Consider the following 14,187-nt stretch of genomic DNA (forward strand, 5'->3'; position numbering starts at 1 on the left):
CAAATATGGTTGATCTCAAGCATTCTGATATCCGAATTATCGATAACGCCTTCCAGGCCGACCCCGGCTATGTCCTCAATTTCTCTGACCGGACATTTCGAGAATATTTCGAGGACGAGTTCAAAATCGATATCGATGATCGAAAGTACCAGTCCAACGGAACATCGAAGATGAACCGTCTGCGGGCATTCTGTCGTGTTGAACCCCCGGCTACCGTTTCGCGAGTGCTGCGTAGCCTGTGGCAGTACCGTGAAGCAACCCGGTCTCCGGGTCCGCGCGACGGTGAGATTGGAGTAAATTTTTTCGACCTTCTCTCACGTATAGAAGGCGGCGGTACAATCGCTCGAACGGATGCGATCGAACGATTCGCCGTCGACCAGACTCTCGACGAGCTGGTTGCCGCTATAGAACGCGACATCATTGCCGATCGCCCCGCAGCGGCTTTGGATCGCCTACATACCTACTGCGCAAAGAAGTTTGGGCACCTGCTCGACCGGAGAGGCATCACCTGGGATCGGACCGAGCCCCTCCACAGCCGCGTCGGCAAGTATGTCAAGGCTTTGAAACAGGAGCGGGAGCTCCGGGAAATGACGGAGCAGATCATCAAGAATTCGATCGGTGTCTTCGACAAGTTCAATCACGTTCGGAATAATCAGAGCCTCGCTCATGACAATGAGCTGCTCGACAAGGCGGAGGCGCGGTTCATCTTTGACTCGGTGTGCGCGGTGCTACGTTTCGTCAAGAGCATCGATACCGTTCGATTCGATGACTGACCGTCCCTTTCAGAAGGAAGCAGTCACCGACAAGGACCATACGATCTGCGTCACGCTTCGAATGATTGCGCGCAACCACGTTAAGTCATTGAAATAGATTGCATATAGCCGTTTCGCGACTACCGTTTGCTGATCATCTTTTGTTGCGAACGGTCTCATGCAAGAATCTCGATCCGGCCCGAACCCTCTGTTGCCCGCCCGTCTGTCGGCGGATGAACGCCTCAATGAACTCGCGTGCATTATTGCGGCGGGGCTGAGGCGTATTCTGCCAGAGCAGTCCAGTTCTTTATCTGCAGTCGGCGAAGTCAGTTCATTCGACATTCTCGCCCTCAAACGCCGTGTTGGTCGTCGCAAACCGAGCAACCGAGATGGAGGGCAATGATGCCAGGAACAAAGAGAAAGATTGATCGCCCGCCGGGGCGGCCGGGCGAATGCGCCTCGGCGGAAGCGAGCGTGATCATGCAGCTTTCAGCGCTCAAGCAAATGACGGTCGTGGAGCTGAAGACGAGGTGGGAGAGCCTCTTCGGCTCGTCCGCTCCGAATAACAGCCGCAGCTACCTTGAGCTGAGGCTCGGCTACCGGATTCAGGAACTGACCCTCGGCGGGCTTTCGCGCGAGACGCGACGGACGTTGGACCTGCTGGCCGACGAGATCGAAGGCCGGATCGGGAGAAAGGCGATCATCGCAGATTCCCGCAATCCGGTCGTCGGCACGCGGTTGGTGCGCGAATGGGACGGGGTGGAGCACACCGTCGCGGTGATGAAGGACGGCTTCGACTTGCAGGGGCGCAAATTCAAATCGCTGTCGGCGGCGGCGCGAGCAATCACCGGCACTCAGTGGAATGGCTACCGCTTCTTCGGCCTGCGCGAAGCCCGGAAGGACGACCGATGAGCCGCCTGCAGGAAACCGTCGCGATCATGCCGCGCCGCCAGCGCTGCGCCATCTATACCCGCAAGTCGAGCGAGGAAGGGCTCGACATGGAGTTCAACAGCCTCGACGCCCAGCGCGAGGCCTGCGAAGCCTATGTGACGAGCCAGAAGGCGGAAGGCTGGTCCGCCATCCGCGAACGCTATGATGACGGCGGGTTCTCCGGTGGCACGCTGGAGCGTCCCGGCCTGAAGCGCCTCCTCCAGGACGTCGAGGCCGGTCTGATCGACGTGATCGTGGTCTACAAGATCGACCGGCTGTCGCGCTCCCTGATGGACTTCGCCAAGCTGGTCGAGATCTTCGACCGCAATCAGGTGACCTTCGTGTCGGTCACGCAGTCGTTCAACACCACAACGTCGATGGGGCGGCTGACCCTGAACATCCTCCTCAGCTTCGCTCAGTTCGAGCGAGAGGTGATCGGCGAGCGCATCCGCGACAAGGTCGCCGCCTCGCGCAAGCGCGGCATGTGGATGGGCGGTTACGTCCCACTGGGATACGACGTGCGCGATCGCAAGCTGGTGATCAATGAAGCCGAAGCCGCGACAGTCAGGATGATCTTCGAGCGGTTCGTGCAAATGGGCTCCGCGACTACGCTGGCGAAAGCGCTGGCGGCCGAAGGCGTGCTGAACAAGCGCGGCAAGCTGATCGACAAAGGCTTCCTCTACAAGTTGATCAACAACCAGGTCTACCTCGGCGAAGCCGTCCATAAGGGCACCGCCTATCCCGGCGAACACGAAGCCATCATCAACCGTGACCTGTGGGACAAGGTGCACAGCATCCTGCAGGAAAGCCCGCGGCTGCGGGCAAAGAATACGCGGCGCCAGACACCAGCCCTGCTGAAAGGGATCATTTTCACCGCGACAGGCGCGGCGATGACGCCGACAGCGACAAAGAAGGGCACGCGCCTCTATCGCTACTACGCATCGATGGACCTGATCCGAAACCGCCCCACCGGAGAGACTTGTGGCCCGCTGCGCTTGCCCGCAGGTATGGTCGAGGATGCCGTCATCGGAGAAATCCGCCGCATGATCCGCGCGCCCGAGATCGTGGCCCGAACGATCAATGCCCTTCGCGAGGAGAGCCCAACCGTCGATGAGAAGGCGGTCGTGAAAGCGCTCGGCGAGTTCGATCAGCTTTGGGCGGCGCTCTATCCGTCGGAGCAGACCCGCATCGTCCAGCTTCTGGTCGAGCGTGTGACCGTCGGGGAAGACGGCATCGCCGTCGATCTGCGCCATGAGGGGCTGGGCTCGGTCCTTCGGGACATGATGGCGCCCCGCCAAACGGAGGCCTGCGCATGACCAGCACGGGTAACACTATCCGCGTCGTCATTCCGCTGACGATCCGCAAACGCAACGGGCGGCCGAAGATCCTTCCGCCCGATTATGTGGACGTGCGAAACGGCCGGGCGCAGGATCCGCATGTGCTGCGCGCCATCGCCCGCGCCTGGAACTGGCGGCGGCAGCTGGAAACCGGCGCCGCTTCCACCATCCAGGACATCGCCGCGGCCGAGAAGGTCTCCGACAGGTTCGTGAGCCGGATGATGCGGCTCGCCTACCTGTCGCCCGAGGTGCTCGATCACCTCGTCATCAGGCGCGTGCCACCGGCGCTTTCGTTAAACGACCTCATCGCTGTCGCCGACCGGCCATGGGCGGAGCAGATGGGGATTGTGTTTGAGGCATCGCGATAGTAGCGCCGCTCGGAAGGTCGGCTGCGGCCCCGATAACCGATATCGCCGCCACGGATCCCTACGTTGTCGCGTTCGGGTCTGGCGCCAGGATCGGCCAGGGCTTACCGGACAGCAGATCGGGGTGACGTGGCTCGGCCTCCGGCATCCCGTGGTCATCCCTGATCAAGTCGATCTGGCGAAGACAGCGGGTAGCGGCGTCCGCGGATCCCCCGTCCGTCGTCAGCGCAAACAGCTTTTGTCTCAAGCTGCCGGCAGGAACAGGCACGACGTTGTACGCGGCCTTCCAATCTTCCGAAGGAACCTGTTCGGTGATCACGCTTTCAATTGTGCGCCAACCGACAAGCGAGCGCTTCAGATCATTCTCAAACTTGACCAGCAGCAGTAGTCCCTCTTCATCCGGGTTTTCGGCAACGGCGTCGGCGAGCGTCGCAAGTCCGGGTGAGGTTGGCCCGTCCTTCAACAAGCCGTACACATGAACGCGCAAATCGGGGTGAGCATCAACCAGGCTCCCAAGCTCCCTTGCAAGATGCCAGCTATCCATGGAACTGCTTTCAAAGACGCCTTCGGCAGTCAGGTCGAGGATACGACGCGCTGAAGATCGTGTTCCGAGCCGCAAGGCAGTCGCTCGCCAGTGATGGTTTGCATAGAAGCCTGCGTCTTCCTCGGCGAGCTTGAACAAGACATCTTCCGCTTGATCGGAAGGAGAATCGGCGAAGGCTCCCACCATTTCCTCTAGGAAGCGCGGTTCACGTTGCGCGGGAGGCATGCCGTGAATGACAGCCAACGCCTCTGCGGGGCGGTTTCCGAACGGCAGAAGGCGCAGCCATGCCTTTAGCTCATAGCCCTCGCTTTGGGTCAGGATCCACGTCTCAGTCTTCGCCGCCTCGAAGGTCTCGGCAATGCCATCGACCACAACCTTTGTGTCGATTTCCTCGCCAGAGAGTACGAGGCTAAGGAGCAGATCGGCGCGTGCTCGCCTCGGCGCCAGGGCGATGAGACTCTGGATGGTGCTATCGCGCCTTCCGTGCGGCAGCTGCGAGGCGGCGATGCCTAGTTCGACGCCGAGCTTCTTCGACTCGTTCGTGGCGCCTTCCGCGATCAGCGACTCGATTGCGGCGAATACTAATTCCGCCTCCGCGGAAGTCTCGTCAGGATCAGTAGCGAGACGGGCCCGCTTCTCCTTCACACCCGAGAGGTCAACGCCTCCGAGAAAGCGCTTCGCTTTCGGCGGCTCGTTCACGGTCCGCCATTGGTCGGCAAGCACCCGCGCGGCGAGCGCACCGAAATGCTCGTCAGCCAGATACTCTTGCATCGTGGCGGCCGTCTCCGGCGTTTTGATCGCCAAGAATGCACGTTGATACTCATGTGTCATCGGCATGCGAGCCTCGTTCACGGCCTCGCACGGCCGCCATCTGGCGGCTTCAGCTTCCCTCCGGAAAGCTCGGTAGCGCTCTAGATTGTCGTCCAGCAGCTGCTTCAAGATGGGCAATAGGCTCACGGATGGCACGTGGCTGGCAAGCGTCGCGACGTTGGCCTTCTGCCAGCGCTTCGCGTCGCCTGAGGCAAGCAGGCGGTTGCCCCAGTCTTCGACCAGGTTTTGAATAGCCATAACCGAGTCCGCGTCGAAAGGCCTACCGCGATCGGTCTCGCCGTCGGGATGGCGTGAGAGCAGATCCGCCAACCGCGCTACCCCTTCATTGTCCGCCTGCGCCGAGCGCGCAAGGACGGCGGCAACGAGGCTTGGACCCGGCACATGTGCGATGCGGGTTTCCAGCCCCCTGTAAGTTTCACCAGCCGCTTGGTCGTACGTGCCGTCAATTCGCAGGCGCGATCCAACGTCGAGCAATGCGTCAACCAGGCGACCGACGGTCTCCGGCCCAAGCACTGACGCGGCAGCTTCGGCGCGATCGTCATGGCGGGCGGGATCGGCCAGCGCCAGTTGAAGCAGCGCCTCGTCTTCCAGAGTGAACCCGGCGGACGCTAGAATATCGTCCGCGCCATAGAACAGTGTACGGCCCGCGCGGACGCGCGCCAGCAGCCCGTCCGCGACCGCGTGGGGATAGCGGCTGCGCGCCTCGTAGGTGAGTTGCAGCTTGGTGTCTTGCCGCTGATCGATTTCCATCGCGCTGATGATGTGGGACAGCTCGGCACTGTGGTCGTCGGTGCCCTGCGCGTACACGATCACACGCAACCGATCAGCGAGCGATGCTTTTTCCACCTTCTGCCGCTGTTGTGCCGCCGCGAGTCCTTTTCGGACCTGTTCGTCCTTCACTTCATCTACGAGGCCCTTGCGCGCGACTAGGTCGAAAGTTTTGTCGCTCGCCTCCCTCAAGACCTCCGCGACGTGGCGATCGGCGCGCCGGAACGTCAGCGCATCGACGACAGAGGCCTGCACTTCCGTATCAGGGTCGTCCTTCGCAATCGCGGTCGCGAGATCGAGGCCGTCCATGCCGCTATTCGAGGCCATCTCGTACAACAGCACCGTTCGCGCCTTCTGAGGCAAGGCTTTGATCTTCGTCCCGGCATCAGCTCCGAGGATTGAAGGCCTGAATCGTCTGCAATTGCGCAAAGCCTTGAGGCTGATCTGCTCGTTTTCGTTGGTGATAAGCGGCCAGACAGCATCGAGGAATTCGGGACGGCCCGACGTGAGCATGAAGCGGAAAGCGCGATCCACTTTTCCGGGCGCGTGCCAGCGCGCCACGAGTCCTTGAATGGTCACAGTGATCTGCGCCCAGACTTCTTCCGTGGAGCGGAAGATCATTTCGGCGGCGAGGATGGGATCAACCTCGAACGCGGCGATAATCGCCTTGCCACACACAGCACGCTGGTGCACGTCGCCTCGTGCCAAACGCTCGATCGCGAAGAGGATGGCTTCCTCCCAGGCGGGGAGGTTGAACACTTCTGCCTTCAATGCCTCGCGCGCTTTGGGATCGGCGATCTCGGCGATGATCCGCCGTTCGACCGAATGAGAGGCGTACCATTCCTGAAACTGCTGGTGCTGGAACGAATAGCCAGGCGTGTCGCCCATACGCGTCAGCACGTGGTTGCTGACAAGCACATCGAGCACCGTGTCGGGCTGCGGCTTGATCGTGATCTGCCAGTTGTCGGCCAGAAGGGTTTCCGTCTCGAAGATCGATCGCCGCGCGTTACTATCGGCAATGGCCGTGTTCGCGGTCTGCGTGGCGAAGACGGCGAGACCACCGAGATAGTCCTGCTGGAACCCTTGCACGGTGGCGCGCAGCGCTTCGGCGCGGCTCGCGTCCCTTTCGTGCGCAGACACGAAGTGCCGCAACACCTCCTCCTTGGTCGTCGGGAACGGGGCGTTTTCGGGGAGCGATAGAAGCGCCGTGAGATAGAGAGGGATTGTCACAAGCTCGCGCACACCCGCCGTGCGCCACGCCTGATCTACGATCTTGGCGCCGGCGTCGCCGCGCATCGCGACCGCGATCTGCATTTGCTGCTCTTCGTTGAGCGGCAGGAGATCGACGCGCGTTCCTCCGAAAGGAACGTCGAGGGCTTGCCTGCGTGTCGAGATGACGAGGCCGAGTTCGGGCAACTCCGCCTTGAGCCTGGCGACCTGCACGCGCGCGCGGGTCCGCGCTTGGGCATCTAGCTCGTTCCAGCCGTCGAGCAGCAGCACGACGCCGGGCTGGGCGGCAGCCTCGCGGAAGTCATTTTCCGAGATTCCACGGAACGCCGGACGTTTGAGGATTGACTCCAGAACCGTCGCGCCTTCCGTCGCCCAATCGCCGAGCGGCACGACGAAGGGCATGCCGTTGCCGGTAGCCAGCACGCCTTGGGCGATCTGGAAGAGTGTTGTGGTCTTGCCCATACCGGGGCCCGCGACGAGGATCAGATCGTCCAGCGAAGTAACCGCCCCCGCCAGCACGCTTGTCGTCACTGGGTCGTCGAACCCGTTTACTTTCAACGTGAGAGCGACTGACGTGGACGGCCATTTCACGGTCTGTCGGAAGACCTTGAGATCTGCTTTTGCGGCGGTCCGAATTCGCGCCGCCAACTCCATGTCCGTGGCAACCGTTGGCTTGCGCAACGTTTCGTCGCGCAGCACACGACGCCACGACTCGATTTCCACCTGTCTCTTCCATTCGCGCAGCCGCTCGACAGTGAATTCCGGATCGGTGGAGTCGATGGCCTTGCCATGATCGCGGCACATCCAGATTCCGTTTTTCGTGGAGGAGCGCTCCCCCGGCGACATCGTCTCGTCGTAGCGCGGGCCGCCGGGTGCAGCCGCGCAGATGTGGGCCGCCGTGCCGATGTTGATTTCGCCTTCTCCGTCCGACGTTGCACCGACCGTCGGCGTACGACAGGTCGGAAACGAGCACAGCCAGCCAGCGCGCTTTGCAATCTGGAGCTTCGTCTTCTCTGAGAAGTCGTCTCTATTGTTCTTCGCCACAGGGGGGGTACTCGAAGGAATCGTCGAAAGGGGTCAGTCTAAAGACGTACCGCAAAAATTCCGTTTCAGACATGCTGGTCTATGTCCGCCAAGGCACCAAGCAACAGATCTTGACACATCCTTTGCTGACGAGGCGAGCGACGGTGTCCCGCCTTCGCAGGCGACCGTCTTGACGCGTGACGTTTCTCCCGCTCAGACTGCGTCGCATTTCGCCTCATAACGCCTACTTCGCGTTCTCTTGGTGACGACGCCAGCCGGGAGCATGGCCGCAGAAAATGCACCGGAGCGGTGAACGGAAGTGACTGAAAACGTTAGTTCTCGCGAAGCCGAACCGATTTCGTCGAGGTTCGCTCGGTTAGAGACGAAAGCCGTTCAGAGACCGAAATTAGGCGCAGCGCCAGTCTCCGAGGTTCGGGCGGCTCCAGCAAACCCCTTTGAAACTTGGGAGAAATCCGGCGCTTGAGACGCGCCGTTCGGAGTTCGCAACGTGATGATGGCGGAGAGAGAGGGATTCGAACCCTCGGTGGGGTTGCCCCCACAACGGTTTTCGAGACCGCCCCGTTCGACCACTCCGGCATCTCTCCACTTTCGGCGGACAGCCATATTCGCAGTGCGCGGGAACCGCAAGAGGCACGCTGGCAGGTTTTGTGCAAATTTGTGTCCGATGCATCATTCTGGCCGAAACGCCGGAGGCCGGTGTCCCTGGCATGCCTGTGGGGCCATTCGGTGGAACGGGTTTTCACCGCTGGCGCCAAGACGGCGCTAGCGGCCACGGGAAATCCATGGTGGGAGATCGAATGATGGTGCGGGCTTGAAAGGCTCCGGGAGGAAGGCGGAACCGCGCTCCAGCGACCCCACATGTGGAGGGCGTCAAATTGCCGGTTTCGCAATGCGCAATGCCGAACCGGGAATGCCGGTCCGGCACGCGTACCAGTGGCCGGCAACCTGCGACAGGAGAGGCGCATCTTGCGTGCGCGTCCGTGGCTCCACCGGAATGTCGAGGCCATCCACGCATGCGGTCAGCGCTTCATGGGGGCTGGAGGCATTCACGATCCTGCCTCTCTTGACCTCGACGCCGGATTTCAGAACCGCAGCGGTCACCTGATTGCCCTCGCGCCAGATGCCGATCACGTCGTACTTGATGTATTGCGCACCCTGGCCGGGCTCCTTGCTGCGGAAGCCCTACATCAAGCTAGTGTTGTTGAACTAACCCTCGCCGGGTCCGCCACAGGAAGCAACCGCAACGTCCTCGACATTCAGATGCGGGACGGCTTGCTCAACCTCTTCTGGCAACCGGAGCACTACGTCGACGCCACAGAACCTCTGAACCTCGTAATTCTCGCACAGAGTTTGAACCTGCTTGACCACCGGCACAAAGGCCCAAAATCGAGGTCCGCGGTCAGGCAAGATGCAGCGGCGGAACCGATGATTGCCCCGCGGACGGTCACGACGCCGCAACTTTCATTCATTTATTTTCCTCGTCATCGGGGTGGCCCAGTTCGGTGAACCAGCCGCCGAGATAGCGGACGGCCGGGGAATTCGGGCCGAGCGGAACGGTGGAGCCCTCGACCTTCTCACGATAGGGTTCGGAGCTGTCCTGCGGAACATAGCCCAGATGCCCGGCGAGCGAGTTGTCGACCGGCTTCACCTTGTTGTCGGACATGCCGACGGTGATCGTGAAGCCCATGTAGGGCGCGGTCAGGGCCGAGCTCACGAGACGCACGCAGTCGTCGAAACTGAGCCAGGACCATAGCATTCGGCGGTCGGCCGGTTCCGGAAAAGACGAGAAGATGCGCACGCAGGTGCTTTCGATGCCGAACTTGTCCCAGTAAAGTGAGGCAAGCCCCTCGACAAAAACCTTCGAAACGCCATAGAGGCTGTCGGGACGGCCGAGCGCGTTGCCGCTGATGTGATCTTCCAGCTTGTAGTAGCCGATCGCATGGACCGAGCTGGCGTAGATCACCCGCTTCACACCAAATTTCCGGGCACCTTCATAGATGTGGTAGCTGCCGCGGATGTTGCTTTCGAGGACCTCGTTCCAGGGACGCTCGAGCGGCGCACCGCCGAAATGGACGATTGCGTCGCAGCCCTCGACAGCGGCCATGACGGCCGCTTCGTCGGCGAGGTCGAAAACCGCCACTTCTTCGTTCGCCTTGACTTCCGTCACTTCGACCCGGTCGGCAAGGCGGAGCGTGTCGGCAAGGGGCGCAAGCCCCCGCCGGAGTTGCGTGCCGAGACGCCCCGCGGCGCCGGTGATGAGAATGCGCTTGAATGGTCTGCTCATTATCAGTCTTTCCCCTCAGATATCGAGGCTGCTGATCGCTGCCGCAATGCGGTTCACGGTGTCGCTCAGCACATCGTCTGGTCTGTCTGTCGAGATGCGGACGAAGGGCGAAAGGCCATGGGCCAACCCGGCTACCGACCCGACATACGCTTCGTCCAGCATGTATTTCGTCACTGCCACGTCGCCGGCAAATGTGCTACCCGCAGGCCTCTTGGCACCGATCACCGCCGCCCAGCCGTTATAGGTATAGAATGCACCTTCCGGCGAATCGAGGGCGAGCGCGTTGGCTAGCGCCTTCGGCCCGGGCAAGCCGCCCCGAGGAGACGAACTCCCGATTGTCGAAGATGATGTGCACCTGGATCTCGTCCGAGGGAAAGAGGATCTGCGGGTATTTCGCCAAGACCGCGCCGAGCGCCTCCAGCTCTTCGCGCGAGAAGATGCGCCCGACAGGTAGTCGGATATGTTGAGGAAAGGCCAGCGCGTCTTCGGCCCGATCGCAGCCTCGAACACGACCGGCATCCGCCAGAAACCGGCTTCCGCAGGACAGGCGCACCTGACCAGAACATCGCCGCAGCGCTTTGCCACCTCCGGATAGGACACGAAATCGGACGCGGGCGGGATCGCCTCGTCGCCCTCCTGCACGGTCGCCATCAGGGCGCTGAAGATGATCAGCTTCCGCACAGTTCGCAACCGCGATCACGTCGAGAAGCTCGATCAGGCGCTTGTGCCAGGCATGGCTACAGGCCGCGAGCGAGAAGAGGTCGCCGATGACCTGCTTCGACTTGCGCAAATTGAGCCTCAGGACGTTGATCAGGCCATGGTTCACTTCGCCGCGCTCGGCTGCGTCTTTTTCGGGATCTGGATACCTTCGTTACAGACCGACCTGACGTCGGCGCCGAAGCCGCGGCTGCTGACGGCAACGACATACGCGGTGCAGGCGAAGAAGCCGATCAGCTCGCCACCCTTGAAGACCGGCGAGACCATCGCATCATCATGCAGGTGACCCGCACCCTTCCGGCGGTCATTCGTGCGATAGTCTCGCTTGGAAACATGTTCTGCCGCAGGATCTCGTTGATGAGGTGCATGACCGCTTCGGTCATGATGCTCACATGGCCGGGCGTGCGGATAAGGGCTTGGGCAAGTGTCACGCCCTTGGCGTTGACGACACCGGCCGAGAGGTTGCCCGCTTCACATATAGAGTTCTGGAACGCGGTGCGCATAAGAGCGAGGCCTGTTCCTTGACGACCGAGACCAGGCTGTTTCACATGACCAACATGCTAATTTCGTCAAGCTGGCTCATGCCGCAAGCCCTTTCCGAACCACGACGATGGTTCGATCAGCCTGGATGACAGCATTGAAGAGAGAGGTGACGATTGTCGAGGTTTCCCGCTCGACGATGACAACCGGGCCCTGAACGCGACTGCCCGGCAAGAGCGTCTCACGCGGAACAATGGCAGGCTCGAGCTCTTGCTCATCCGCGAGGCAACCGCCTCGTAGACGAAGGGCGTCTTGAGGAAGCAGATGCCGAGACCACGCCCGCACCGCGGGGGAATAAGGCAGCCGTCAACACCGGTTTTCTCGTAGTGTCGCACGTCATGGAGCAGCGCGGCGGCGCCGATTGCAATCGCGGCATTTCCCGAGATGTTCTTGCCGTTCTCGACCGAGTGGACGCGGGCCGCATCGGCGATGCTATCGTCAACCACCTCGACGACATCGAAGGCGGCCGCCATCGGCTTGAGACGCAGCTTTCCGCACAAGCGGAGCGCGATGTCCGTGAAGTCAGCACCGTTATCGGCGCCAAGGCAGACGTCCTAGCGGCTCTTCATGCATTTTTCTTTCAGGGCGTCTGCACGCATTTCGCTGAGCGTTTTGAGAGGGGTGAGCGCTTCCGGCGCGATTATGAGTTCGAGGAGTGCGCCAGTCTTGGAGGCAAGCGCGCGCTCGAAGGCGGCGGTGAAATCGGCCGTGGTCTCGACACGCTCGGCGTGGAACCCGTAGGCCTTGCCGAAGGCCACGAAATCGGGGTTCCGGGTCATCGTGGTGCATGACACGCGCTCGGGGTAGTTCCGCTCCTGATGGGCGCGGATCGTGCCGTAGATGCCGTTGTTGAGCAGCAGGATGATCGGCTGCGCGTCGTGCTGGAGCGCGGTGGCGAGCTCAGTGCTGTTCATCTGGAAATCGCCGTCGCCCGCAAAGCAGATGACGGTTCGCTCGGGGCAGGCAAGCTTCGCCGCGATCGCCGCCGGAACGCCGTAGCCCATCGCGCCAGACTGCGGGCCGAGGAGCCGCGCCTTGGGACCATACTTGAAGAACTTGCCCGGCCACACGGCGAAGTTGCCGGCCCCGTTCGTCAGCACGAAATCCTCGGGCAGCTTGTCGCGCAGGAAGGCGCAGACCTTGGCCATGTCGACCGGCGACGGCAGATCAGGCGGATCAAAGCCCTGCTCGTACGCGGCACGCGCCTCGGCGCGCCAGGCTGCCCAGTCGCCCTTCACCGGCTCGAGCGCCCCGAGCTCCTCGGCGAAGACGTTCGGACCAGCATGCACGCCTAGAACCGGGCGGTAGACCTTGCCGATCTCGAGATCCGAGCCGTGGACATGGATCACGTTCTGCGTCGGCTGCGGCACGTCGAAGAGCGTGTAGCCATCTGTCGACATCTCGCCGAAGCGGTTGTTGATCGCCAGGATCACGTCGGCGTTGGTGGCCATCTCGCGCATCTTCGCGGTCATGCCCACGCCCATGTCGCCGACGAAGACCGGCGAATTGTTGTCGAACTGGTCCTGGTAGCGGAAGATCGCCGCCACCGGGATGTCGGAGGCTTCGGCAAACGTCTGGATCGCGGCCGTGCTGCCGGCTCTCCAGTTGCAGCCGCCGATGACGATCAGCGGACGCTCCGCCCCCGCCAGCATCCCGCGGATGCGGCTCATGGTCTTCGTGGTCGGCGCGGGCTCGGTTACTTCGATGGGGCCGGCCAGCGGCTCCTTTTCGCTCAGCGACGTCAGCATGTCCTCCGGCAGGGCGACAACCACCGGGCCAGGCCGGCCGGTTGTAGCCTGGGTCCAGGCGCGCGACAGGATTTCCGGGATGCGGTCGACATCGTCGATCTCGACGGCCCATTTCGCGATCGTGCCGAAAACCGCCTTGCAATCGATCTCCTGGAACGCCTCGCGGCCCTTCATGTCGGTCCCGACCTGCCCTACGAAGAGCAGCATCGGCGCGCTGTCCTGCATGGCGGTGTGAACCCCGATCGAGGCGTTGGTCGCACCCGGACCGCGCGTCACGAAGCAGATCCCCGGCGTGCCCGTCAGCTTGCCATAGGCAGCTGCCATGAAGCTGGCACCGCCTTCGTTGCGGCACAGAACATAGTCGAGCTCGCCGACAGTGTCGTGCAGTGCATCGAGCACCGCGAGATAGCTCTCTCCGGGAATGCCGAAGCTCTTCGTCGCCCCAAGGCCAACAAGGCTATCGACAAGGAGCCGTCCTCCGTTACGCTTCATGAAGCTTCCTCACTTTCTGCCGATGCGCCACAGCTTCGGGTGTGTCATCAGTCGACGTATTTTCCAATCCGGCTGCGAGCGTCTCGGCAACTTCGTGTGCTATGTCCTCGAAAGGCACCTGTCCAAGCCTCGCACAGGCAACCGCGATACCTGCCTCGTCGACCCCGAGCGCCTCGATGGAGGTGCGGGTTGCGTCTTCGGCCCTTCTCTTCAGCAATCCGTCCCCGGGGTCCGGCTTCAATATCAGGATGCTGCGGCGCCCTTCCGCCATCATCAAGCGGACCACCGCGTTGGTAAGCCGCATTATTGCCGAGAGTTTGACCTCCAGGCTCATGTCGATGTCCGCGTCCTTCTGGGCACGGAACCTGGTCGACTCGGAACAACGCAGCGCTGCGTGAGCTAGCGCGTCGATCTTCAGATCCTCGATGACCGTGCGGAACTCGTCGCGCTCGGTCAGATCGATGGCCAAAGGAATAATGCCGCGGTCTGCCCGCATCTGCCGAGGATGTGCCGGTCGCACCCGGGAGCGCCTGTCCCGCATCAGATGATTTGGGAGACGAGGGATTGAACCATTTGGGAGGGGCTGGCTCGTTGAGGTTTCACTT

At 61.8% G+C, this 14,187-nt stretch carries 13 protein-coding genes and 1 tRNA gene; 4 read left to right on the forward strand and 10 right to left on the reverse strand.

Features of this window, described 5'->3' with window-relative positions; genetic code table 11:
- The first annotated feature begins 5 nt into the window (after positions 1 to 5).
- From ACF66B_RS08040 to ACF66B_RS08055, 4 genes are all read left to right on the forward strand, one after another.
- Positions 6 to 773: an abortive infection family protein gene (locus ACF66B_RS08040; RefSeq protein ID WP_111431781.1), complete on the forward strand. Its 768-nt coding sequence runs from the start codon at positions 6 to 8 to the stop codon at positions 771 to 773.
- Between the two features lie 459 nt (positions 774 to 1,232).
- Positions 1,233 to 1,664, forward strand: coding sequence for a DUF2924 domain-containing protein (locus tag ACF66B_RS08045; protein WP_392664835.1), 432 nt, complete (start codon positions 1,233 to 1,235; stop codon positions 1,662 to 1,664).
- Positions 1,661 to 2,998 carry a recombinase family protein gene (locus tag ACF66B_RS08050; protein ID WP_392664601.1) on the forward strand — a complete coding sequence of 446 codons (1,338 nt, stop codon included), beginning with the start codon at positions 1,661 to 1,663 and terminating at the stop codon, positions 2,996 to 2,998. Before ACF66B_RS08045 ends, ACF66B_RS08050 begins: the two co-directional genes overlap by 4 nt.
- On the forward strand, positions 2,995 to 3,387 hold the full coding sequence (locus ACF66B_RS08055; RefSeq protein ID WP_111431780.1) for a hypothetical protein: 393 nt from the start codon (positions 2,995 to 2,997) through the stop codon (positions 3,385 to 3,387). Before ACF66B_RS08050 ends, ACF66B_RS08055 begins: the two co-directional genes overlap by 4 nt.
- 58 nt (positions 3,388 to 3,445) lie before the next feature.
- Here ACF66B_RS08055 and ACF66B_RS08060 read toward each other — a convergent pair whose 3' ends face one another.
- From ACF66B_RS08060 to ACF66B_RS08105, 10 genes are all read right to left on the reverse strand, one after another.
- The gene (locus ACF66B_RS08060; RefSeq protein ID WP_111431779.1) at positions 3,446 to 7,801 is read right to left on the reverse strand and encodes a hypothetical protein; all 4,356 of its coding nucleotides are present in this window, start codon (positions 7,799 to 7,801) and stop codon (positions 3,446 to 3,448) included.
- 494 nt (positions 7,802 to 8,295) lie between these two features.
- Positions 8,296 to 8,385: transfer RNA gene (locus ACF66B_RS08065), tRNA-Ser, on the reverse strand.
- Between the two features lie 286 nt (positions 8,386 to 8,671).
- The gene (locus tag ACF66B_RS08070; RefSeq protein WP_111431778.1) at positions 8,672 to 8,932 is read right to left on the reverse strand and encodes a hypothetical protein; all 261 of its coding nucleotides are present in this window, start codon (positions 8,930 to 8,932) and stop codon (positions 8,672 to 8,674) included.
- A gap of 334 nt (positions 8,933 to 9,266) precedes the next feature.
- Positions 9,267 to 10,085: an NAD(P)-dependent oxidoreductase gene (locus ACF66B_RS08075; protein WP_111431777.1), complete on the reverse strand. Its 819-nt coding sequence runs from the start codon at positions 10,083 to 10,085 to the stop codon at positions 9,267 to 9,269.
- Between the two features lie 15 nt (positions 10,086 to 10,100).
- A complete protein-coding gene (locus ACF66B_RS08080; protein ID WP_162683433.1) occupies positions 10,101 to 10,247 on the reverse strand; it encodes a hypothetical protein in 147 nt (48 codons plus the stop codon).
- Between the two features lie 76 nt (positions 10,248 to 10,323).
- Positions 10,324 to 10,911: a hypothetical protein gene (locus ACF66B_RS08085; RefSeq protein WP_392664606.1), complete on the reverse strand. Its 588-nt coding sequence runs from the start codon at positions 10,909 to 10,911 to the stop codon at positions 10,324 to 10,326.
- Positions 10,908 to 11,069 carry a hypothetical protein gene (locus ACF66B_RS08090; RefSeq protein WP_392664608.1) on the reverse strand — a complete coding sequence of 54 codons (162 nt, stop codon included), beginning with the start codon at positions 11,067 to 11,069 and terminating at the stop codon, positions 10,908 to 10,910. Before ACF66B_RS08090 ends, ACF66B_RS08085 begins: the two co-directional genes overlap by 4 nt.
- A 302-nt stretch (positions 11,070 to 11,371) precedes the next feature.
- On the reverse strand, positions 11,372 to 11,842 hold the full coding sequence (locus ACF66B_RS08095; protein ID WP_162683432.1) for a hypothetical protein: 471 nt from the start codon (positions 11,840 to 11,842) through the stop codon (positions 11,372 to 11,374).
- Positions 11,843 to 11,896: 54 nt separating this feature from the next.
- Positions 11,897 to 13,582, reverse strand: a complete 1,686-nt coding sequence (locus tag ACF66B_RS08100) for a thiamine pyrophosphate-dependent enzyme (RefSeq protein ID WP_111431775.1) — start codon at positions 13,580 to 13,582, stop codon at positions 11,897 to 11,899.
- The gene (locus tag ACF66B_RS08105; RefSeq protein ID WP_162683431.1) at positions 13,572 to 14,051 is read right to left on the reverse strand and encodes a hypothetical protein; all 480 of its coding nucleotides are present in this window, start codon (positions 14,049 to 14,051) and stop codon (positions 13,572 to 13,574) included. The genes ACF66B_RS08100 and ACF66B_RS08105 overlap by 11 nt, the downstream gene beginning before the upstream one ends.
- Positions 14,052 to 14,187 lie beyond the last annotated feature (136 nt).

This window comes from Amaricoccus sp. B4 (genome assembly GCF_043226085.1).
In the GTDB taxonomy this organism is placed as follows: domain Bacteria; phylum Pseudomonadota; class Alphaproteobacteria; order Rhodobacterales; family Rhodobacteraceae; genus Amaricoccus.